Raw genomic sequence first — 19,960 nt, 5'->3', positions numbered from 1 at the left:
GGCAGAGGTTTCTAAACCTTGAACCGCCCCACCAATGTCTGCAAATGCGTACCCAGGCGCGCCAGTTCAACGCTGGAGGCTGCTGTCTCTTCGCTGGCGGCGGCGGTTTGCTCAGACACATCACGCACATTCAATACACTGCGGTTGATTTCCTCCGCCACCGCGCTCTGCTGCTCGGCGGCTGCGGCAATCTGCTGGTTCATGCCCTGAATCGTAGACACCGTGCGGGTAATATTGCCCAGTGATTCGCCTGCTCGACGGGTCAGCTCAACGCTGTTGTCAGTCAGGGCGCGGCTGCTGTCCATGCTGCTGGAGACCTGCTGGGTGCCGCTTTGCAGCCCGGCAATCAGCTCTTCGATCTCCTCCGTGGATTTTTGCGTGCGTTGCGCCAGGCTGCGTACCTCATCGGCCACCACGGCAAAGCCGCGACCGGCTTCACCCGCCCGTGCCGCTTCAATCGCCGCGTTGAGCGCCAGCAGGTTGGTTTGCTGGGCCACGGACTTGATCACGTCAAGCACACTGCCGATCTTGTCGCTCTCGCGCTTGAGATGGCCCATGGCGTCGGTGGAGTGGCCGACTTCGATGGCCAGCTTCTCGATCTGGGCCAGGGCCTGCGCGACCACTGTGTCGCCTTCACGCGCCTGCTGGTCGGCCGCGAGCGCAGCCTCGGAAGCTTCTTCGGCATTACGCGCCACTTCCTGCACGGTTGCCGCCATTTCGTGCATGGCGGTAGCGACCTGATCGGTCTCGACCTTCTGGTTGTTGACCCCGGCGCTGGTTTGCTCGGTGACCGCCGAGAGTTCTTCGGCGGCACTGGCGATTTGCGTTATGCCGTCGCTGATACCGCCAATCAACTCCCGCAGGCCGGCAGTCATGCGCTGTATGGCTTGCTGTAGCTGGCCCAGCTCGTCGCGGCGGTCGGTCGGGTGGTCGTGGGTCAGGTCGCCTGCTGCAATGCGCTCAACGGTTTTGAGGGTGCGTTGCAGCGGTATGACTATCTGGCGGGTAATAACCCAGGCAGCAATGATGCCCAGTACCAGTGCCAGCAGTGTGCAGCCGATCAGCAGGTTGGTAGCCTGGCGGCTTTCGTTGTTGCGTTTGGTGGCCTGCAGGGTCGAGAGCTTCTGGCTTTGCTCGATCAGGACATTGCCCTGCTGGTGCATGCGTTCAACGGCTTGATCACTGGCCTGGGTGCCCTGGATCAGGTCGGCGAAGGCACGTTTGTACTCCGCCACGGCGTTGAGCTGCTGCTCAACCAGGGCCAGGTCGTCGGGAGAGGTCAGTTGTTTGCGCGACAACGCCAGTGCGTTGTCCAGTTCGCTCAGTTGGTTGGTAACGCCGGCAAGTGCGCTTTCCCCGGGCTGGCGTTCATATTCGAGGCGGGCAATACGCAGGTCTTTGGTCAGGCTGATGATTTTCGAAATGTTGGCCAGCTTGTCGCCCCGGTCGATCACCGAGACCAGGCCGTTCCAGCCCGTGCCGGCAATCAGCAGGGTCAGCACCAGCACCAGGCCGAAGCCCAGGCAGAGTTTGCGGTTGACGCTGATATTGCCCAGCAGTTGGGCCAGCTGACGGTACATGGTGATACTCCTTGGAGGGGTATCAGGTCATCGGCGTCGTGGCCCGGAACTGAAGGACAGTTGCCGTTAGTGTGACGAAAGTCGCACCGCTCCTGGTCAGACCTTGAAACGGGCCACCAGGGTTTGCAGCTGTGTGCCTAGCCGTGCGAGTTCAATGCTGGAGGCGGCGGTCTGCTTGCTGGCGGTGGCAGTTTGCTCTGACACGTCGCGCACATTCACCACACTGCGGTTGATCTCTTCGGCCACCGCGCTTTGTTGCTCGGCCGCGGCCGCAATCTGCTGATTCATACCTTGAATGGTCGATACGGTACGGGTAATGGTGCTCAAAGACTCACCCGCCCGCCGGGTCAACTCTACACTGCTGTCCGTCAGCAACCGGCTGCTGTCCATGCTGCTGGATACTTGTTGCGTACCGTTTTGCAGGCCCGTGATCAGCACTTCAATCTCTTCCGTGGACTTCTGCGTGCGCTGCGCCAGGCTGCGTACCTCGTCGGCCACCACGGCAAAACCACGACCTGCCTCTCCGGCACGGGCGGCTTCAATTGCGGCGTTGAGGGCCAGCAAGTTGGTTTGTTGCGAAACAGCCTTGATGACATCCAGTACGCTACCGATCTTGTCACTTTCGTGCTTCAGATGTGCCATTGCATCAGTGGATAGCTGCACTTCCGCCACCAGGCGGCCAATCTGCTCAACGGCCTGGGCCACCACGGTGTCACCCTCCTGAGCTTGCAGGTCGGCGGTGATCGCGGCTTTGGACGCTTCCTGGGCATTGCGCGCGACTTCATGCACGGTGGCGGCCATTTCATTCATGGCAGTGGCGACCTGATCGGTTTCGATGCGCTGGCTGTTGACCCCTGCGCTGGTTTGCCCGGTAACGGCAGACAGCTGCTCCGCTGCGCTGGCAATTTGGCTAACGCCTTCGCCGATCCCGCAGATCAGTTCGTGCAAGCCCCCGCGCATGACTTCAATGGCCTGCTGCAGCTGGCCGGGTTCGTCACGGCGGGTTGTCGGGCGGCTCTGGCTGAGGTCACCGGCTGCCACGGCCCGGACAATATTGAGCGTGTCGCGCAAGGGCGTAACGATCTGCCAGGTGATGATCCAGGCCGCGATAATGCCCAGCACCAGTGCCAATGATGCGCAGACCAGCAGCGCGGTTTTGGCGTGTCGGGTATCGATATCCCGTTGGTCAAGTTGTGACAGGGACAGTTTGTTGCTCAGGTCGACCAGTGCATCGCCCAGTACTTGCAGTTGTGATAATTGCTTGTCGCTATTCACTTGGGAATCGCGAAAGTCGATAAAGGCAGCGCGGTAGTTCTTCAGCGAAGCGATGGCCTGCTCGAATTGAGGGGCATAGGTAGCGGGCAGTCGCTTACTGAGGCTGGCCAGTTCTGCCAGCGCTTGATCGATGGCTTCCACGGCAGGCACCGCGGCATCGATGTCGCCGGTGTGGGTGTAGCCGCGCACCTCGAAGCGGGCCTGCAACAGCGACCGGTTGACCTGGTTGACGCTGTTGAACTCGGCCAGGTTTTCACTCTGGAGCACGTCCTTTTCGATCCCGGCAATCTGGCTGAGGGCGGCGACGGATGTTGCACCGAGCTTGGCCCTGCTGACTTCGCGTGCCCGGGTCGCCTCATCGATAGTGGCGAAGATGCTCTTGTACTGCTCGACGGCCCTGATTTCGTCCTTGCTCATGCTCAGGTCATTGGCCTGGACCATCAGCTTGTTGGCGGCGACCAGCTGGTTACCGATCTTGTTGAGCAGGTCATTGACCTCGCCCGGGCCGTTTTCACCGTTGTTCTTGTCGTAGGTGACGCGGGCAATGCGCAAATCCTTGATCAGGGCGATGACCTGGGAAATATTGGCCAGCTTGTCGCCCCGCTCAATCACGCTGGTCAGCCCCTTCCAGCCGGTGATGGTGATGAGCAGGGTCAGCAGCAACACAAGGCCGAAGCCCAGGCCGAGCTTACGATTGACACTGATATTGCCTAGTGTGGCAGTCAACCAATGGTTCATGGACGAGTTCCTTTTTTTGATCGATTGGCATCGATAACAGCCGTCCATGGCTTCTTGAGTGATATTGAAGTGCTACTGCATCGGCTCGAGCGAGCAAATCTTAAGGAGGAAAAGAGGCTACACAAATGTCAGGGGCTGCTGCGGGGCTGGAATGCGCCCGCAGCGCCCTGCAGAGCGGTCTAGAACAGGCGGGCGAGCAGCGCCGTGACGGCGGTTTCGACCCGCAGGATGCGTGCGCCCAGTTGCACTGGCTGCAAGCCCGCCTTGGCCAGCAAGTCGATCTCGTAGGGGATCCAGCCACCCTCAGGACCGATGGCCAGGGTTACGGCCTCATCCAGCCCGCGCGGGCAGGCCGGGTAATCCCCCGGGTGGCCCACCAGGCCCAGGGTGCCTTCCACCAGCGCCGGCAGGCGGTCTTCGACAAACGGCTTGAAGCGTTTTTCGATGATGACCTCGGGCAACACGCTGTCACGGGACTGCTCCAGCCCCAGGATCAACTGTTCGCGGATGGCTTCGGGCTCCAGAAACGGTGTCTGCCAGAAGCTTTTTTCAACCCGGTAGCTGTTGACCAGAATGATCTTGGGCACACCCATCGAGGCTACGGTTTGCAGCACCCGGCGCAGCATTTTCGGGCGCGGCAGCGCCAGCAGCAGGGTCAGTGGCAGTTTGGCGGGTGGCGGCAGGTCCAGGCTGTGGATAACCAGCTCAGCCTCTTTGGCCTCCAGACGCACCAGTTCGGCGCTGCCCATCAGCCCGCCAATGCGCCCCACGCGCAGGCTGTCGCCCACTGCAGCACGGTGAACTTCCTGCATATGCGTCAGGCGCCGGTCACGCAGGATCACGCGGTCGGCGGCAATGAAATCAGCCTCTTCGAGGAGCAGCAGGTTCACGCTTGTGGTGCTGGCGGTTGGGCGTCGTTATCGGCCGGTTGCTCGTCTGAGTCATCGCCACGCTTGTTTTTGCTGACCAGGCTGCCAAACAGGATGCCGATTTCAAACAGCATCCACATCGGGATCGCCAGCAAGGTTTGCGAGAAAATGTCGGGCGGGGTCAGGATCATGCCGACCACGAAGCAGCCGATAATCACGTAGGGGCGGATCTTGCGCAGGTATTGCACATCGACGATGCCGATCCACACCAGCAGCACTACGGCTACGGGGATTTCAAAGGCCACGCCAAAAGCAAAGAACAGGGTCATGACGAAATCAAGGTAGCTGCTGATATCGGTCATCATCGCAACCCCTTCCGGGGTGGCAGCGGCGAAGAACTTGAACACCAGCGGGAATACCAGGAAGTAGGCAAAGGCCATGCCGGCGTAAAACAGGAAAATGCTCGACACCAGCAGGGGCACGGCGATGCGTTTTTCATGCTTGTACAGGCCCGGTGCAATAAACCCCCAGATCTGATGCAGGATCACCGGAATGGCGATAAACAGCGAGACCATCATGGTCAGCTTGAGGGGGGTCAGGAACGGCGAGGCCACGTCGGTGGCGATCATCGTTGCACCCACCGGCAGGTATTCACGCAGCGGCGTGGAGACCAGGGTGTAGATCTGCTGGGTAAAGGCAAACAGCCCGGCAAAAATGATGAAAATCGCCGCGATGCAGCGCAACAGGCGGGTACGCAACTCGGTCAGGTGCGAAACCAGCGGCATTGGCTGGTCGTGTTCAGGCTTATCGCTCATGCGCTTAAGGGGCTCGCGGTGGCAGGGTGGGGTCGTGTGGCGCTGCCGGTTGCGGCGCAGGGGCGGACGCGGTTTTGCTCAGGGTCACGGGCGCAGCGCTCGCAGACTCTGGGTGTGCGACGGGAGCGGTACTGACAGGTGGCTCGGTGGGCGTTAACGGCTTCACAGCGTCCTGCAGCGGAGCCAGAATTTTCTTGGCTTCCTCTTCCATCGACAGGATATGTTCGTTGTGCAGCTGCCGACGTATTTCGTCCGCGCCGATTTCCCGTTCAACTTCCTGTTTGATCGCATTAAAGCTGCGTTTCAGGCGCCCGATCCACAGGCCCGCCGTGCGTGCAGCACCCGGCAAGCGCTCGGGGCCGAGCACCAGCAGGGCCACCAGGCCGACGAGCAGCAGTTCACTGAAGCTGATACCGAACATTAGTTTTGGCTCACACGTCTTTGCGGGTCGGCTCTTCGACTTTTTGCGCCTGCACGTCGATGGTGTGCGGCTCGTTCAGGGTCGAAGTGGTGTGCGGCTGCGGCGCGGCGGTTGGCTGCGCAGGTGGAACCACGGGCTCGGCAGGCTTTTCGTCGTCGTTCATGGCCTTGCGAAAGCCCTTGATCGATTCGCCGACATCCGTGCCCAGGTTTTTCAGTTTTTTGGTGCCGAAGACAAGGACTACGACTACCAGAATGACGATCCAGTGTTTCCAGTCAAAAATGCCCATGATCTGTTCCTTTGCAAATAAGGGTTAGGTGGACGGCCGCGAGGCTTTTTCCACATGGCCGGAGGTGCCGATACGACGTTCCAGTTCATCCAGTACGGCCTGAGGATGCTGCCCCAGCTGGGCCAGCATGATCATGCTATGGAACCACAGATCGGCTGTTTCGTAGATGACATCGCTGCAATCACCGCTGATGGCAGCGTCCTTGGCGGCGATGATGGTCTCGATCGACTCTTCGCCGACCTTTTCCAGAATCTTGTTCAGGCCCTTGTGGTACAGACTGGCCACATAGGAGCTGTCCGGGGTTGCGCCTTTGCGCGCTTCGAGCACTTGGGCTACGCGGCTCAGAGTGTCAGTCATGGGAGTGCCCTGCTTGGTAAATGGCGTGCGGATCTTTAAGTACCGGGTCGACGATCTTCCACTCGGCGTTTTCGTACACGCGGTAGAAGCAGCTCTGACGGCCGGTATGGCAGGCGATATCACCGATTTGTTCGACCATCAGGATGATCACGTCGGCGTCGCAGTCCAGGCGCATTTCATGCAGCTTTTGCACATGGCCGGACTCTTCGCCCTTGCGCCACAGCTTGCCACGGGAACGTGACCAGTAGATGGCACGGTTCTCGGTTGCCGTCAGGCTCAGTGCCTCGCGGTTCATCCAGGCCATCATCAGTACGCGCCCGGTTTTGTGGTCCTGGGCAATCGCCGGCACCAGGCCGTCGTTGTCCCATTTGATCTCGTCCAGCCAGTCTTTCATGTTCGACTCCGACAACCTGCCTCAGCCCTGTGGCTGAGGCCTGGTGAATTAACAGTTTGCCAGCCTCGACCGGGGCTGGCTATCGGCGCACGATCAGATACAAGCCCACGGCCAGCATTATGCCGGCAGGCCAATAGCCTGCAGTGTGTAGCGGGCCAATACTGGCCAGTAATGCGCCAGCGGCCAGATGCCCGGCACCGATCAGGCGCAGGAACCAGCTGTCACGGGGTTCGCGCACGACCAATTGTTTGTTATGGGCATGGGGCTGCGACATGCGTTCGAGCAAGTCGCGGGTCATGCCGGCCAGATGCGGGATCTGCTCGACCTGGCTGTGCAGGTTGCGCAGCAGGGTCTTGGGGCTGACGCGCTCACGCATCCAGCGCTCAAGGAACGGCTGGGCGGTACTCCACAAATCCAGGTCGGGGTACAGCTGGCGGCCCAGGCCTTCGATATTGAGCAGGGTTTTTTGCAGCAGCACCAACTGTGGCTGAACTTCCATATTGAAGCGTCGCGCAGTTTGGAACAGGCGCATAAGCACCTGGCCAAAGGAAATCTCCTTCAGCGGCTTTTCGAAGATCGGCTCACAGACGGTGCGGATCGCCGCTTCAAACTCGTTGAGCTTGGTGTGCGCCGGTACCCAGCCTGAATCGATGTGCAACTGCGCCACGCGCCGGTAATCGCGCTTGAAAAAGGCGAACAGGTTGCGCGCCAGATAGTCCTGGTCCTCGGGGGTCAGGCTGCCGACAATGCCGCAGTCGATGGCGATGTATTGCGGGGCCCACGGGTTCACGGTGCTGACAAAAATGTTGCCGGGGTGCATGTCGGCATGAAAGAAGCTGTCGCGGAACACCTGGGTGAAGAAAATCTCCACGCCACGTTCGGCTAGCATTTTCATGTCGGTGCGCTGATCGGCCAGGGCCGCAAGGTCGGTGACCTGGATCCCGTAGATGCGCTCCATCACCAACACTTTCGGGCGGCACCAGTCCCAGTAGACTTGCGGCACATACATCAGCGGCGAGCCTTCGAAGTTGCGCTTGAGCTGGCTGGCATTGGCCGCTTCACGCAACAGATCGAGTTCGTCGTAAATGGTTTTTTCGTAGTCACTGACCACATCCACCGGATGCAGCAGGCGGGCGTCTGCGCTCAAACGCTCGGCAGTGCGGGCGAGGATAAACAGCCAGGCCAGGTCGGAGCCGATGATCGGCTTGAGGCCCGGGCGTACAACCTTGACCACCACTTCTTCGCCGGTCTTGAGTTTGGCCGAGTGAACCTGGGCCACCGAGGCCGAGGCCAGTGGTTCGATATCAAAACGGCTGAACACTTCACTGATCCGGGCACCTAGCTGTTCTTCGATCAGCTTGACTGCCAACTGCGGGTCAAACGGCGGTACGCGGTCTTGCAGCAGCATCAGCTCATCGGCGATATCGGCGGGCAGCAGGTCGCGGCGGGTCGAAAGGATCTGGCCGAACTTGATGAAAATCGGCCCCAGATCCTGCAACGCCAGGCGCAGGGCGGCACCGCGGCTCAGCTCCAGTTTTTTGCGCGGGAACCAGCGCCACGGCAGTGCATAGCGCAGGGACAACATCCACCACGGCAAGGGCAGGGCGAACAGCAGGTCATCGAGCCGGTAGCGAATGACGACGCGCTGGATGCGGAACAAACGGCGTATGGCAAGCAGCTTCATGCGTTATCGCTGGAATTGAGGGATCGGCAAAGGCGCTCGAAGCGCGCCTCAAGGCGATCCAGGTCGAGTTTGAGTTGGTCCAGCTCGTCAAAGCGCGCTTGCGCCTCACGTTCTCCGACCAAAGTGCGGGCTTCTTCGCTCAGGTATTCGGCCAGGTTCTGGTTGATGCTGGCGAAACCTTGTTGATACCAGTTGGCGCGGCTGCGTACATGGCCACCGATCAATGCCGTTGCCACAGGCCCGATCCAGTTCGAAAGTTCATACTCCCAATCCAGTTCCAGGTCTTGCAGCACCGCCGCCAATTCCATCAACACAGCGCTGTCGCCTTCGAGTTCGACTTCAGGGCTGTGCAGGATGGCGCTCTTGTCCTTGCTCAGAGCAAGGCGCAACAGGCTGGAGGCAGGCGCGCGCAGGGTGCAGTCAGGCTCGGCTGCCCATTGGCTCGCCAGCATCAGGCCTTCTTCGCTGGGCAGAATAAACAGGTGCAGCGAAGGGCTGGCGCAATCGACGGCAATCAACTTGCCGGTCAAGGGGCGCAAACGCGCCAGGGCCGTGCTGTCCAGCCGCAATACGCGGTTGACGCCGTGTTCGACGCTGGCGAGAAGGCCGCGCAGCAACATCAGGGCTTGATGCCGCGATGCAGGGCGACGATACCTGAGGTCATGTTGTGATAGGTCACGCGGTCAAAACCGGCCTCGACCATCATCGACTTCAGGGTTTCCTGGTCCGGGTGCATGCGGATCGATTCTGCCAGGTAGCGATAGCTTTCCGGGTCGTTGAGGATCAGCTTGCCCACCATCGGCATGAAAGCGAACGAGTAGGTGTCGTAGACCTTGGACATCAGCGCGTTGGTCGGCTTGGAGAACTCCAGTACCAACAGGCGGCCGCCCGGCTTCAGCACGCGCAGCATGGAGCGCAGGGCGTCTTCCTTGTGGGTCACGTTGCGCAGGCCGAAAGCGATGGTCACGCAATCGAAATAGTTGTCCGGGAACGGCAGCTTTTCAGCGTCGGCCTGAACGAACTCGATATTGCCGGCTACGCCCTTGTCCAGCAGGCGGTCACGGCCGACTTTAAGCATGGACGCGTTGATATCAGCCAGCACGACCTGGCCGGTAGGGCCAACCAGATGGGAGAACTTGCGGGCCAGATCGCCGGTACCGCCAGCGATGTCCAGCACCTTGTTGCCCGGGCGTACACCGGACAGCTCGATGGTAAAACGCTTCCACAGACGGTGCATGCCGCCTGACAGAACGTCGTTCATCAGGTCATATTTGCCGGCTACAGAGTGGAAAACCTCGGCGACTTTCTCGGCCTTCTGGCTTTCCGGTACGTTTTTGAAGCCGAAGTGAGTGGTGGGTTCGGCATCGCTGCCTTTGCGCTGATCAGTCATATCGCTGTCACCAAAAGAGAATGCTGGCCATTCTAATCCCGGTGGCCGGCTTTGTCTTGGCGAGGGTGAATGTATAGTGGCGGCTTTATTTATCAGGAGCCACGCCATGGCGCGTATCAGCGTTGAACGTACCCACAGTCTGGGCCTTGAGGCCGCACGTGAGAAAGCCCGTCCTTTGGTCGAGAAACTGGCCAGCCAGTATGGCCTGACCCCTACCTGGGCGGGCGACACGGTAAAACTGAAGCGCTCGGGAGTGAATGGCACCCTGCTAATCAGCGACAACAACGTCAAGGTCGATGTGGAACTGGGCCTGTTGATGTCGGCGATGAGCGGCATGATCCAGTCGGAAATCGAACGCTCGCTGGATAAGGCGCTGGCGTAGTCGTGTTGCCGGTCTAATAGCGGCCGCGCCCTTGATACAAGGCGGTTTAACGTCTAAACCTGATGCAGGTGAGCACCTTTGTTCATCTTGATGATTCGACGATCCTGCTCACCGGCGTCGCGACATGACATTGAGGGGAACACGATGGCTGCGAAAAAACCGACTGCTAAAGACAGCAACACCTGGGTAGGCAAGGTGGAAGAGTACTCACGAAAAATCTGGCTGGCTGGTTTGGGTGTGTACTCGAAAATTGATACCGATGGCAGCAAGCTCTTCGACACCCTGGTCAAGGATGGCGAAAAGGCCGAAAAACTGGCCAAGGATGCCGGGCACAAAGTGGCCGAGGGCGTTAAATCATCGACATCGTCCGCGCGCTCGCGGGTTGAAGATGTCAAGGATCTGGCCCTGGAAAAGTGGGGCGAGTTCGAAGAGGCTTTCGACAAGCGCCTTAATAGCGCCATTACCCGCTTGGGTGTCCCCAGCCGTGATGAGGTCAAGGCGTTGCATGCCAAGGTCGAGACCCTGACCAAGCATATCGAGAAGCTGACTGCGGCGGCTGCCAAAGTTGCGGCCAGCAAGGCGCCGGTTGCGAGCAAGGCGGCACCGGCCAAGGCTGCGGCAAAACCTGCGGTTGCCAAAGCGGCTGCCAAGCCTGCGGCCAAACCTGCAGCCAAGCCCGCTGCTGTTAAAGCTCCTGCGGCCGCGAGCAAGCCAGCAGCCGCCAAACCGGCCGCCAAAAAACCTGCGGCCAAGAAACCAGTAGCGCCTAAAGCGCCAGCGGTTGATGCCAAGGGAACGACTTCCACTTTGTAGCCGCTGACGAGCCGCGCGAGGCTGCGCCCGGCGGCGAAGCCGTCGTAAATCCGGTAAACGCAGTGCATCTGAATAACCGGAGTGGATGGTTCTACGACGGCTTCGCCGCCGGGCGCAGCCTCGCTACGCGCGCCTCAGCGGCTACAAAAAAGCTGCAGCCGGCTCAGAGCATCAATTTGACCACCGACACCGAAGGGTCGCGGGACTTGCCGGCTTTTTTCAGTTCCTGCAAGTAATCCGCCCACAGCTCTTGCTGGCGCACGCCGAGTTGGTAGAGGTAGTCCCAGGTAAACAGCCCGCTGTCGTGACCGTCATCGAAGGTCAGTTTCAACGCGTACTGGCCTGCGGGTTCGATCTTGCTCAAGCCGACATTGATCTTGCCAAATTGCAGAATCGGATTGCCGTGGCCCTGAACCTCGGCAGACGGCGAGTGCACGCGCAGAAACTCGGCCGGCAGGTGGTGCTCTTCGCCGGACGGGTATTTGAGGGTGAGGGTCTTAGAAGCTTTGTGCAGGTTGATGGCACTGGGGATCATGGTCATAACCTTAGGTCATTGCACAAGCGCTGTAGCCGCTGAGAGCGGCTACAGGTGCAAAGGGCTTACAAGATGTAGCGCGAGAGGTCTTCGTTCTCGGCCAGTTCGCCCAGGTGGCTGTTGACGTATTCGGCGTCGATGCGGATAGGCTCCTCATTCTGCGCACTGGCGATATCACCGGCGCTGAAGGACACTTCTTCGAGCAAACGTTCAAGCAGCGTGTGCAGACGGCGGGCACCGATATTCTCGGTTTTCTCGTTCACCTGCCAGGCAATTTCGGCCAGGCGCTTGATGCCTTCAGGCATGAACTCGATGTTCAGGCCTTCGGTTTTCAGCAGCTCGCGGTATTGCTCGGTCAACGAAGCGTGCGGCTCGCTGAGGATGCGTTCGAAATCCTGTGGCGACAGCGCCTTAAGTTCAACGCGGATCGGCAGACGGCCTTGCAGCTCGGGCACCAGGTCGCTTGGCTTGCTCAGGTGGAACGCGCCGGAGGCGATAAACAGGATGTGGTCGGTCTTGACCATGCCCAGTTTGGTATTGACGGTGCAACCTTCGATCAGCGGCAGCAGGTCGCGCTGCACACCTTCGCGGGACACATCGGCGCCACCGACATTACCGCGCTTGGCCACTTTGTCGATTTCATCGATAAACACGATACCGTGCTGTTCGACCGCTTCCAGGGCCTTGGCCTTGAGTTCTTCGTCATTAACCAGGCGACCGGCTTCTTCGTCACGCACCATTTTCAGGGCTTCTTTGACTTTCAGCTTGCGGCTCTTGCGCTTGCCTTTGCCCATGTTGGCAAACAGGCTTTGCAACTGGTTGGTCATTTCTTCCATGCCAGGCGGCGCGGAGATGTCCACACCAACAGCATCGGCGACTTCGATTTCGATTTCCTTGTCGTCCAGCTGGCCTTCACGCAGACGCTTGCGGAACAGCTGGCGAGTGTTGGAATCCTGCGGTACGGCGGCTTCTTCGCCGAATGTGCGGGCAGGAGGCAGCAGGGCGTCGAGGATGCGCTCTTCGGCGGCGTCTTCGGCACGGTGGCGAACCTTTACGATTTCCTGTTCGCGCAGCAGCTTGATTGCAGCATCAGCCAGATCACGGATGATCGACTCGACGTCGCGGCCTACATAGCCAACTTCGGTGAACTTCGTCGCTTCAACCTTGATGAACGGTGCGTTGGCCAATTTGGCCAGACGACGGGCGATCTCGGTTTTACCGACGCCGGTAGGGCCGATCATCAAGATGTTTTTTGGCGTCACTTCAACGCGCAGTTCTTCCGGCAGTTGCATCCGGCGCCAGCGGTTACGCAGCGCGATGGCAACGGCGCGCTTGGCGTCGTCCTGGCCGATGATGTGGCGATTGAGTTCGTGGACAATTTCGCGGGGAGTCATGGACATAATAATTGGCGTTCCTCTAGCAGAATCAAGGTTCACAAACGGGCCGTTGAAGCGGCCCGGCAGGTGACTTATTCAGCGAGGTCCTGCTCCTCAATAGTGATGTTGTGGTTGGTGAATACGCAGATATCGCCAGCAATACCGAGTGCTGTTTCAGCGATTTCGCGGGCCGACAGTTCGGTCTTCATCAGCAGGGCACGGGCCGCTGCCTGGGCGAATGCACCGCCCGAACCCATTGCGATCAAGCCGTCTTCAGGCTCAACCACGTCACCGTTACCGGTGATGATCAAGGATGCGTCCTTGTTGGCTACGGCCAGCATGGCTTCCAGGCGGCTCAGCGAGCGGTCGGTACGCCATTCTTTGGCCAACTCGACAGCGGCGCGAACCAGATGGCCCTGGTGCTTTTCAAGCTGGCCTTCAAAGCGTTCGAACAGGGTGAATGCATCAGCGGTGGCACCGGCGAAACCGGCGATGACCTGGCCGTGATAGAGGCGACGGACTTTTTTCGCGTTGCCTTTCATCACGGTATTGCCAAGAGAAACCTGGCCGTCGCCAGCCATGACGACTTTGCCGTGGCGGCGTACTGAAACGATGGTGGTCAAGGGAGAGTCTCCACGCAGCGGGGCGAAAATGCCTGATGGAAATACATATGGGGGTTGTCGCGGATTTTTCAACAGCGGGGAGGGAATGGGGATGAACGGGGAGGCAGGATTTGGCGAAGATGTTGTGGGAGCGGGCTTGCTCGAAATGCAGACGACCCGCAGTGTCAGGCTGATCGCGGTGATGCCATCGCGAGCAAGCCCGCTCCCACAGGGTGTAGCGTAATCCCGTGGGAGCGGCTGCTGTCAGCGGCGCTGTTGCAACAACAGGTTGTTGAAACCGCCGCCCGCCAATTGCTTTTGGGCCACCGTCAACTGGTCGCGATTGCTGAACGGGCCAACCAGCACCCGGTACCAGGTTTCGTCTTTCACCGTGCCGGCTTCAACCGTAGCGGTCTGGCCCAGCAGGATGATTTGCGCGCGTACTTTTTCGGCATCGGCCTGTTTGCGGAACGAGCCCGCTTGCAGGAAGAACTTGGTAACCGGTGCCGCCTTGACGACAGGTGGCGCTGGAGGCGGAGTGATTCCGCTCAAGGCTGCCTGGGCGCGGGCGGTGTCGATTTTGGCTGCTTCAGCCGGTGTTACCGGTGCCAGCGGCGCGGTTTGTGGTGTAGGCAGGGTCTTCTCGGGCACGGCTTCTGGCGGCACGAGCACTTCAGACTCGGGCAGCAAGGTATAGAAGTCGTACTTGGGCTTGGCCGGCTGAGTCGGGCTCGGCGCGGTCTTGTTGGCTTCGGCCACTTTCGTGGCTTTCTGCTGCTCCTGCTTGACCCGTTTGACGTCATCACCCTGGCCGGGTTCGAGCTTCATCAGAAACACGATAAAGGCGCCCACGGTCAGGCCGATGGCCATCCATAGCCAGCCCGGGATCGGCTTTTTGGCGGGCGCCTGATACCGGCTGGCACCACGCTTGGGTACTGGTTTCTTCTTGGCGGCCAACTTACATGCGCTCCAGGGTTTCCAGACCCAGCAGTTCCAGGCCTTGCTTGAGGGTACGGCCTGCCAGTGCCGCCAGACGCAAGCGACTCTGTTTCTGTGCTTCGTCTTCGGCGCTCAGGATCGGGCAGTTCTCGTAAAAGCTGGAGAACAGGCCGGCCACTTCGTACAGGTAAGTACAGAGGGTATGAGGCGTGCCTTTTTCGGCCACGTTGTTCAGCACCTCGCCGAACTGCGCCAGCTTGGCAGCCAGTTCCTGTTCTTGCGGGGCTTCAAGCACGATCTGGCCCTGCACTTCTTCAAAGCCCTTGCCCAGTTTGCGGAACACGCCCGCAACGCGGGTGTAGGCGTACAGCAGGTAAGGTGCGGTATTGCCTTCAAAGTTCAGCATCAAGTCGAAGTTGAAGCTGTAGTCGCTGGTGCGGTGCTTGGACAGGTCGGCGTATTTCACCGCGCCAATGCCGACAACTTTGGCGATGGCACGCAGTTCGTCTTCAGGCAACTCCGGGTTTTTCTCTTTAACCAACGTGTAGGCACGTTCTTTGGCTTCGTTGAGCAGGTCAATGAGTTTAACCGTACCGCCATCACGGGTCTTGAATGGACGGCCATCGGCGCCGTTCATGGTGCCGAAGCCCATGTGTTCCATTTCCATCGGATGGGTGATGAAACCGGCCTTGCGCGCAACCGCAAACACCTGCTGGAAGTGCAGGGCCTGGCGCTGATCGACGAAGTACAGGGCGCGATCGGCTTTCAATACGCCGCTGCGATAGCGAATGGCTGCCAAGTCAGTGGTGGCGTATAGATAGCCGCCGTCGGCCTTGACGATGATGACGGGCAGCGGCTCGCCTTCGGCATTCTTGAACTCGTCGAGGAACACGCACTGGGCGCCGTTGCTCTCGACCAGCATGCCCTTGGCCTTGAGGTCGTTGACCACGTTGATCAGGTCGTCGTTGTAGGCGCTTTCGCCCATTACGTCAGCCATGGTCAGTTTAACGTTCAACTGCTCGTAGATTTTCTGGCAGTGCGACAGTGAGATGTCTTTGAACTTGGTCCACAGCGCCAGGCAGTCCGGGTCACCGGCTTGCAGCTTGACCACCAGGCTACGGGCACGGTCGGCGAACTCCGGGGACTCGTCAAAGCGTTTTTTCGCGGCGCGGTAGAAGTTTTCCAGATCGGACAGCTCGTCGCTGGTGATCGGGTTTTCTTCCAGATAGGCCATCAGCATGCCGAACTGGGTGCCCCAGTCGCCTACGTGGTTTTGGCGAATCACCTCGTCGCCGAGGAATTCCAGTACACGGGCCACGCCATCGCCAATGATGGTGGAGCGCAAGTGGCCCACATGCATCTCTTTGGCCAGGTTGGGCGCGGACATGTCGATCACGGTACGCATGGCCGGGGTGGCCTTGCGTACACCGATTTTCTCGTCAGCCAGGGCCGCGTCGAGGCGCGAAGCCAGGGCCTGGGTGTTCTGGAAGAAATTCAGGAAGCCAGGGCCGGCGATTTCGGTTTTGCTGATCTGCTCATCGGCGGGCAGTGCCGCGATGATTTTTTCAGCCAGATCACGGGGTTTCATACCCGCAGGCTTGGCCAGCATCATGGCGATGTTGCTGGCGAAGTCGCCGTGGGTTTTGTCACGGGCGTTTTCCACCTGAATCGCTGGCGTCAGGCCTTCAGGCAACACACCTTCTGTGACGAGTTGAGCTAGGGCTTGTTGAATAAGCTGGCGAATGGTGTCTTTCATGGTCTTCTCTTTCGACCGCAAGCGCGGTAGCGCTTCAGTGCGCAGGTGGAAAAACTGGGTATTATCCGTTGCAAGGTCGGCCTTGCCAACCTTAGCAGGCGGGTTATGGATCTGCGGTGTTCGGTTATTACTTCAAAACGGTGGGCGCGAGCTTGCTCGCGATGGCATCGCTGCGGTTTTCAAGTTGTACCGCGTCGTCTGCATCGCGAGCAAGCCCGCTCCCACGGGGGTCATGAGGTGACTCAATAAAGGTCTACCGGGTCCACGTCCAGCGACCAGCGCACCTGACGACCGCTGGGCATTTGCTCAAGGACCAGCAGCCATTGGCTCAGTAAACGATGCAGCGGTGCACGGGCATTGGCCTGTAATAGTAGTTGAGCACGATAGCGTCCGGCCCTGCGCTCCATTGGCGCAGGCACGGGGCCGAGCAACTCGATACCCCCCAGGTTCAGCTCACCCAGCAGGCGTTCAGCCTCGCTGCAGGCTTCATCCAGAAAACCTTCGGCTTGTCCCGGTTTGTGGGCTTCTGCGCGCAGCAGCGCCAGATGGGCGAAAGGCGGCAGTCCTGCCGCCCGGCGTTCGCTCAGGGCCTGTTCGGCGAAGGCGAAGTAACCCTGCTCGGTCAGTTGGATCAGCAGCGGGTGGTCGGCCAGATGGGTCTGGATAATCACCTTGCCCGGCTCTTCAGCCCGGCCGGCCCGGCCCGCGACCTGAACGATCAGCTGGGCCATGCGCTCGCTGGCGCGGAAGTCGCCGGAGAACAGGCCGCCATCGGCATCCAGGATCGATACCAGCGTCACCCGGGGGAAGTGATGGCCTTTGGCGAGCATTTGTGTGCCGATCAGTATGCACGGCTGGCCCTTCTGGATCGTGGCAAACAGTTGGTTCATCGCGTCCTTGCGCGAGGTGCTGTCTCGATCTACCCGCAGTACCGGGTAGTCGGGGAACAAAATCCCCAGCCGCTCTTCGGCGCGCTCAGTCCCGGCACCTACAGGCCGCAGGTCGACTTTGCCGCATTGCGGGCAGTTGCGCGGAACGCGCTCGACGTAGCCGCAGTGATGGCAGCGTAGCTCGCCAGAGCGCTGATGAACGGTCATGCGCGCATCGCAGCGCTGGCATTCAGACATCCAGCCACAGTCATGGCACAGCAATGTCGGCGCGAAGCCTCGACGGTTCAAAAACACCAGTACTTGCTGGCCTGCAGCGAGGGTTTGGCCGATGGCCTGTTGCATCGGCCCGGAAATGCCGCTGTCCAGGGGACGGCTTTTCACATCCAGGCGCAGAAAACGAGGCTGTTTGGCCCCGCCAGCACGTTCGTTCAGGCGCAGCAAGCCGTAACGGCCGGTGTAGGCGTTGTGCAGGCTTTCCAGTGATGGCGTTGCGGAGCCGAGTACGATGGGGATGTTTTCCTGCCGGGCACGCACCAGTGCCAGGTCGCGGGCGTGGTAGCGCAAACCTTCCTGCTGTTTATAAGAGCCGTCGTGCTCTTCGTCGATAATGATCAGCCCCGGGTTTTTCATCGGGGTGAACAGCGCTGAACGCGTGCCAATAATAATGTCGGCTTCGCCATCACGGGCTGCCAGCCAGCTTTCCAGGCGCTCGCGGTCATTGACCGCAGAATGCACCAGCGCAATACGGGCATTGAAGCGTTGTTCGAAGCGGGCCAGGGTTTGCGGACCCAGGTTGATTTCCGGGATCAGCACCAGCGCCTGCTTGCCGGCCTGGAGGGTTTCACGGATCAATTGCAAATACACTTCGGTCTTGCCGCTGCCAGTGACCCCGGCCAGCAGGAAGGCATGGAAGTGGTCGAAACCTGCGCGAATCGCTTCGTAGGCAGCGCGTTGCTCGTCGTTGAGCGGCAACTCGGGCTGAGCCAGCCAATGTTCATGGCGCTCACTGGGTGCATGGCGGCGGATCTCGACAGTGACCAGCTCCTTGGCCAGCAGCAGGTCGAGGCTGTCCTTGCTCAGCATCAACTTGCTTAACAGTTGATGCGCCACGCCGTGGGGGTGCTGGGCGAGGGTGGCCAGTGCTTCACGCTGGCGTGGAGCGCGGGCAACACGGGGGTCGTCAAGCCGGGCGCCCGGGGCAATCTGCCAGAATCGTTCCTGGCGCGTTTCGGCCAGCTCACCCTGGCGCAGCAATACTGGCAACGCCCAGCTCAGGGTGTCGCCCAGGCTGTGCTGGTAGTACTGCGACGTCCACAGGCACAGCTTGAATAAAGAGGCGGGCAGCGGCGGCGTGGCGTCGAGCAGGGCGATGGCGGGCTTGAGCTTTTCGGCTGGTACTTCGCTGTGGTCGACCACCTCGACCAGTATGCCAATCATCTCCCGTCGTCCGAACGGTACCCGCAGGCGCATGCCGGGCTGTAATTGACTGCGCAGCACGCCAGCAGGCGCCCGGTAATCAAACAGGCGGCGCAAGGGGGAAGGCAGGGCAAGGCGCAAAATGGCGTCGGGCACGCGGGGCTCTCAAGTGATGAACGGCAAAGATGGCCCGGAGCCTAGCAGACAACGCCGCGCGGGACTAAAAGGCAGGTCAATGAACTGTGAAACTTGCAGGCGGATCATGCTTTGCCGCTTGCGTCAATGCAAAGGTCTGGTATTATCGGCGCCCTAATTTTACGTGCGGTATTCAACAATGGTGTTGAGTGGCGGCACGCTAGAGGAATACCCCATGAAAGCCGATATCCATCCAGCGTACGAAACAATCCTGGTAACTTGCAGCTGCGGCAACAAGTTCGAAACTCGTTCGAACCTGTGCAAGCCACTGGGCACCGACGTATGCAACGAGTGCCACCCGTTCTACACCGGTAAGCAGAAAACTCTGGACGTTGGCGGTCGTGTTGATCGCTTCAAAACTCGTTTCGGTGCTTTCGGCGCTACGAAAAAAGCCGCCGAGTAAGGCGCATGACCATGGGCAGGCTTTTGGGTCTGGCCAGGTTATTGAAAAAGGCGTCCCTTGCGGGCGCCTTTTTTGTGCCTGCGATTTGGCTGGCCAGTGTTTCGGCCGCGCCGTTGTGCCCGGCGCCAGGGGCTGTGGCCTACGCCACGGTGGAGCGGGTGACCGATGGCGACACCCTGCGTCTCAAGGATGGCCGCAGCGTGCGCATGATCGGCCTCAATGCCCCGGAGACGGGCAAAAAAGGCCGGCCCGCCGAGCCCTTTGCCGAGGCGGCGCGCAAGCGCCTGCAAACGCTGGTGGCGCAAAGCGATGGCCGTGTCGGGTTGCTGGCAGGTAAACAGGCCCGGGATCGTTATGGTCGCACCCTGGCCCATGTATTTGGTGCCGATGGCAGCAACCTTGAAGCCCGATTGCTGGCTGACGGCCTGGGATTTCAGGTGGCTATCGCGCCGAATGTGGCGCTGCTTGACTGTCAGCAAGCCGCCGAGCGCAGTGCGCGCAAGGCTCGTCTGGGCCTTTGGCGGCAGTCGCCGGTGCTGGCGCCGCAACAAATCCGTCGCTCGGGTTTCGCCCTGGTGAGTGGCACGGTCAGTCAGGTCCGGCGCAATCAGGGCGGGCTCTGGATCGACCTGCAAGGCGGCCTGGTGTTGAACATTGCGCTCAGGCAATTGCCCACTTTCGATCAAAAGCAACTGGCCAGGTTGCAAGGTGCGCAAGTCGAGGCCAGAGGTTGGGTTCTGGATCGTTCGCAGCGTGCAGGCGTGAAGGCCGGGCAGGCACGCTGGATGTTGCCTTTAACTCATCCGGGAATGCTTAAAGTCATTGCTCGCTAAAAATTGTA

21 protein-coding genes and 1 pseudogene are annotated in these 19,960 nt (G+C 60.0%); 4 read left to right on the top strand and 18 right to left on the bottom strand.

Annotated elements, in window-relative coordinates; translation table 11 throughout:
- Positions 1-11: 11 nt before the first annotated feature.
- The 12 genes and pseudogenes from V6L81_RS01645 to ubiE all read right to left on the bottom strand — a co-directional run bounded on the left by V6L81_RS01645 (position 12) and on the right by ubiE (position 9,812).
- Positions 12-1,580 (bottom strand): methyl-accepting chemotaxis protein, encoded by a 1,569-nt coding sequence (locus V6L81_RS01645; protein ID WP_095000827.1) that lies wholly within the window; start codon positions 1,578-1,580, stop codon positions 12-14.
- A gap of 96 nt (positions 1,581-1,676) precedes the next feature.
- Positions 1,677-2,390 (bottom strand): methyl-accepting chemotaxis protein, encoded by a 714-nt coding sequence (locus V6L81_RS24170; RefSeq protein ID WP_371926149.1) that lies wholly within the window; start codon positions 2,388-2,390, stop codon positions 1,677-1,679.
- Positions 2,391-2,531: 141 nt separating this feature from the next.
- Positions 2,532-3,593: pseudogene (locus tag V6L81_RS24165) on the bottom strand (methyl-accepting chemotaxis protein); the annotation flags it as partial.
- 179 nt (positions 3,594-3,772) lie between these two features.
- The gene (locus V6L81_RS01635) at positions 3,773-4,483 is read right to left on the bottom strand and encodes a 16S rRNA (uracil(1498)-N(3))-methyltransferase (RefSeq protein ID WP_095000829.1); all 711 of its coding nucleotides are present in this window, start codon (positions 4,481-4,483) and stop codon (positions 3,773-3,775) included.
- Entirely contained in the window at positions 4,480-5,277 is a 798-nt protein-coding gene (gene tatC / locus V6L81_RS01630) for a twin-arginine translocase subunit TatC (protein WP_338660437.1), read from the bottom strand. Before tatC ends, V6L81_RS01635 begins: the two co-directional genes overlap by 4 nt.
- Before the next feature lie 4 nt (positions 5,278-5,281).
- On the bottom strand, positions 5,282-5,698 hold the full coding sequence (gene tatB, locus V6L81_RS01625; protein ID WP_095000831.1) for a Sec-independent protein translocase protein TatB: 417 nt from the start codon (positions 5,696-5,698) through the stop codon (positions 5,282-5,284).
- 10 nt (positions 5,699-5,708) lie between these two features.
- Entirely contained in the window at positions 5,709-5,987 is a 279-nt protein-coding gene (locus tag V6L81_RS01620; RefSeq protein ID WP_019825245.1) for a twin-arginine translocase TatA/TatE family subunit, read from the bottom strand.
- Between the two features lie 24 nt (positions 5,988-6,011).
- Positions 6,012-6,344: a phosphoribosyl-ATP diphosphatase gene (locus tag V6L81_RS01615; protein ID WP_095000832.1), complete on the bottom strand. Its 333-nt coding sequence runs from the start codon at positions 6,342-6,344 to the stop codon at positions 6,012-6,014.
- Positions 6,337-6,738, bottom strand: coding sequence for a phosphoribosyl-AMP cyclohydrolase (gene hisI / locus V6L81_RS01610; protein ID WP_095000833.1), 402 nt, complete (start codon positions 6,736-6,738; stop codon positions 6,337-6,339). Before hisI ends, V6L81_RS01615 begins: the two co-directional genes overlap by 8 nt.
- A 79-nt stretch (positions 6,739-6,817) precedes the next feature.
- A complete protein-coding gene (ubiB, locus tag V6L81_RS01605) occupies positions 6,818-8,422 on the bottom strand; it encodes a ubiquinone biosynthesis regulatory protein kinase UbiB (RefSeq protein ID WP_095000834.1) in 1,605 nt (534 codons plus the stop codon).
- Positions 8,419-9,042, bottom strand: coding sequence for an SCP2 domain-containing protein (locus tag V6L81_RS01600; RefSeq protein WP_095000835.1), 624 nt, complete (start codon positions 9,040-9,042; stop codon positions 8,419-8,421). The genes ubiB and V6L81_RS01600 overlap by 4 nt, the downstream gene beginning before the upstream one ends.
- Positions 9,042-9,812, bottom strand: a complete 771-nt coding sequence (ubiE, locus tag V6L81_RS01595; RefSeq protein WP_095000836.1) for a bifunctional demethylmenaquinone methyltransferase/2-methoxy-6-polyprenyl-1,4-benzoquinol methylase UbiE — start codon at positions 9,810-9,812, stop codon at positions 9,042-9,044. Before ubiE ends, V6L81_RS01600 begins: the two co-directional genes overlap by 1 nt.
- Positions 9,813-9,918: 106 nt before the next feature.
- On the opposite strand from ubiE, the gene V6L81_RS01590 reads away from it, so the two are divergent.
- A complete protein-coding gene (locus V6L81_RS01590; protein ID WP_095000837.1) occupies positions 9,919-10,194 on the top strand; it encodes a polyhydroxyalkanoic acid system family protein in 276 nt (91 codons plus the stop codon).
- A 144-nt stretch (positions 10,195-10,338) separates the two neighbouring features.
- Positions 10,339-11,007 (top strand): phasin family protein, encoded by a 669-nt coding sequence (locus V6L81_RS01585; RefSeq protein ID WP_095000838.1) that lies wholly within the window; start codon positions 10,339-10,341, stop codon positions 11,005-11,007.
- A gap of 163 nt (positions 11,008-11,170) precedes the next feature.
- Here the strand turns inward: V6L81_RS01585 and V6L81_RS01580 are convergent, their stop codons facing one another.
- The 6 genes from V6L81_RS01580 to V6L81_RS01555 all read right to left on the bottom strand — a co-directional run bounded on the left by V6L81_RS01580 (position 11,171) and on the right by V6L81_RS01555 (position 18,677).
- On the bottom strand, positions 11,171-11,542 hold the full coding sequence (locus tag V6L81_RS01580; protein WP_169916155.1) for a gamma-butyrobetaine hydroxylase-like domain-containing protein: 372 nt from the start codon (positions 11,540-11,542) through the stop codon (positions 11,171-11,173).
- Between the two features lie 65 nt (positions 11,543-11,607).
- Complete coding sequence (gene hslU, locus V6L81_RS01575; RefSeq protein ID WP_083369675.1) at positions 11,608-12,942, bottom strand: ATP-dependent protease ATPase subunit HslU; 1,335 nt, start codon at positions 12,940-12,942, stop codon at positions 11,608-11,610.
- Positions 12,943-13,010: 68 nt separating this feature from the next.
- On the bottom strand, positions 13,011-13,541 hold the full coding sequence (hslV, locus tag V6L81_RS01570) for an ATP-dependent protease subunit HslV (protein WP_016783176.1): 531 nt from the start codon (positions 13,539-13,541) through the stop codon (positions 13,011-13,013).
- A gap of 243 nt (positions 13,542-13,784) precedes the next feature.
- On the bottom strand, positions 13,785-14,477 hold the full coding sequence (locus V6L81_RS01565) for an SPOR domain-containing protein (RefSeq protein WP_095000840.1): 693 nt from the start codon (positions 14,475-14,477) through the stop codon (positions 13,785-13,787).
- 1 nt (position 14,478) lies between these two features.
- Positions 14,479-16,215 (bottom strand): arginine--tRNA ligase, encoded by a 1,737-nt coding sequence (gene argS / locus V6L81_RS01560; RefSeq protein ID WP_095017730.1) that lies wholly within the window; start codon positions 16,213-16,215, stop codon positions 14,479-14,481.
- A 242-nt stretch (positions 16,216-16,457) separates the two neighbouring features.
- Positions 16,458-18,677: a primosomal protein N' gene (locus V6L81_RS01555; protein WP_095000843.1), complete on the bottom strand. Its 2,220-nt coding sequence runs from the start codon at positions 18,675-18,677 to the stop codon at positions 16,458-16,460.
- A 214-nt stretch (positions 18,678-18,891) separates the two neighbouring features.
- On the opposite strand from V6L81_RS01555, the gene rpmE reads away from it, so the two are divergent.
- Together rpmE and V6L81_RS01545 are read left to right on the top strand one after the other, a co-directional pair.
- Positions 18,892-19,119, top strand: a complete 228-nt coding sequence (rpmE, locus tag V6L81_RS01550; protein ID WP_016783180.1) for a 50S ribosomal protein L31 — start codon at positions 18,892-18,894, stop codon at positions 19,117-19,119.
- Between the two features lie 5 nt (positions 19,120-19,124).
- Entirely contained in the window at positions 19,125-19,952 is an 828-nt protein-coding gene (locus V6L81_RS01545; protein WP_095017728.1) for a thermonuclease family protein, read from the top strand.
- Positions 19,953-19,960: the final 8 nt, after the last annotated feature.

This window comes from Pseudomonas bubulae (assembly GCF_037023725.1).
GTDB lineage: Bacteria > Pseudomonadota > Gammaproteobacteria > Pseudomonadales > Pseudomonadaceae > Aquipseudomonas > Aquipseudomonas bubulae.
This window is presented reverse-complemented; position numbering and strand designations above follow the sequence as displayed.

Excerpts from the sequence above, each read along its gene's own strand:
- hslU (WP_083369675.1), bottom strand. The coding sequence starts at position 12,942 with ATGTCCATGACTCCCCGCGAAATTGTCCACGAACTCAATCGCCACATC.
- tatC (WP_338660437.1), bottom strand. The coding sequence starts at position 5,277 with ATGAGCGATAAGCCTGAACACGACCAGCCAATGCCGCTGGTTTCGCAC.
- V6L81_RS01585 (WP_095000838.1), top strand. The coding sequence starts at position 10,339 with ATGGCTGCGAAAAAACCGACTGCTAAAGACAGCAACACCTGGGTAGGC.
- tatB (WP_095000831.1), bottom strand. The coding sequence starts at position 5,698 with ATGTTCGGTATCAGCTTCAGTGAACTGCTGCTCGTCGGCCTGGTGGCC.
- ubiE (WP_095000836.1), bottom strand. The coding sequence starts at position 9,812 with ATGACTGATCAGCGCAAAGGCAGCGATGCCGAACCCACCACTCACTTC.
- V6L81_RS01615 (WP_095000832.1), bottom strand. The coding sequence starts at position 6,344 with ATGACTGACACTCTGAGCCGCGTAGCCCAAGTGCTCGAAGCGCGCAAA.
- V6L81_RS01580 (WP_169916155.1), bottom strand. The coding sequence starts at position 11,542 with ATGATCCCCAGTGCCATCAACCTGCACAAAGCTTCTAAGACCCTCACC.
- ubiB (WP_095000834.1), bottom strand. The coding sequence starts at position 8,422 with ATGAAGCTGCTTGCCATACGCCGTTTGTTCCGCATCCAGCGCGTCGTC.
- V6L81_RS01620 (WP_019825245.1), bottom strand. The coding sequence starts at position 5,987 with ATGGGCATTTTTGACTGGAAACACTGGATCGTCATTCTGGTAGTCGTA.
- hisI (WP_095000833.1), bottom strand. The coding sequence starts at position 6,738 with ATGAAAGACTGGCTGGACGAGATCAAATGGGACAACGACGGCCTGGTG.
- V6L81_RS01645 (WP_095000827.1), bottom strand. The coding sequence starts at position 1,580 with ATGTACCGTCAGCTGGCCCAACTGCTGGGCAATATCAGCGTCAACCGC.
- V6L81_RS01600 (WP_095000835.1), bottom strand. The coding sequence starts at position 9,042 with ATGTTGCTGCGCGGCCTTCTCGCCAGCGTCGAACACGGCGTCAACCGC.
- V6L81_RS01545 (WP_095017728.1), top strand. The coding sequence starts at position 19,125 with ATGACCATGGGCAGGCTTTTGGGTCTGGCCAGGTTATTGAAAAAGGCG.
- V6L81_RS01590 (WP_095000837.1), top strand. The coding sequence starts at position 9,919 with ATGGCGCGTATCAGCGTTGAACGTACCCACAGTCTGGGCCTTGAGGCC.
- rpmE (WP_016783180.1), top strand. The coding sequence starts at position 18,892 with ATGAAAGCCGATATCCATCCAGCGTACGAAACAATCCTGGTAACTTGC.
- argS (WP_095017730.1), bottom strand. The coding sequence starts at position 16,215 with ATGAAAGACACCATTCGCCAGCTTATTCAACAAGCCCTAGCTCAACTC.
- V6L81_RS24170 (WP_371926149.1), bottom strand. The coding sequence starts at position 2,390 with ATGAATGAAATGGCCGCCACCGTGCATGAAGTCGCGCGCAATGCCCAG.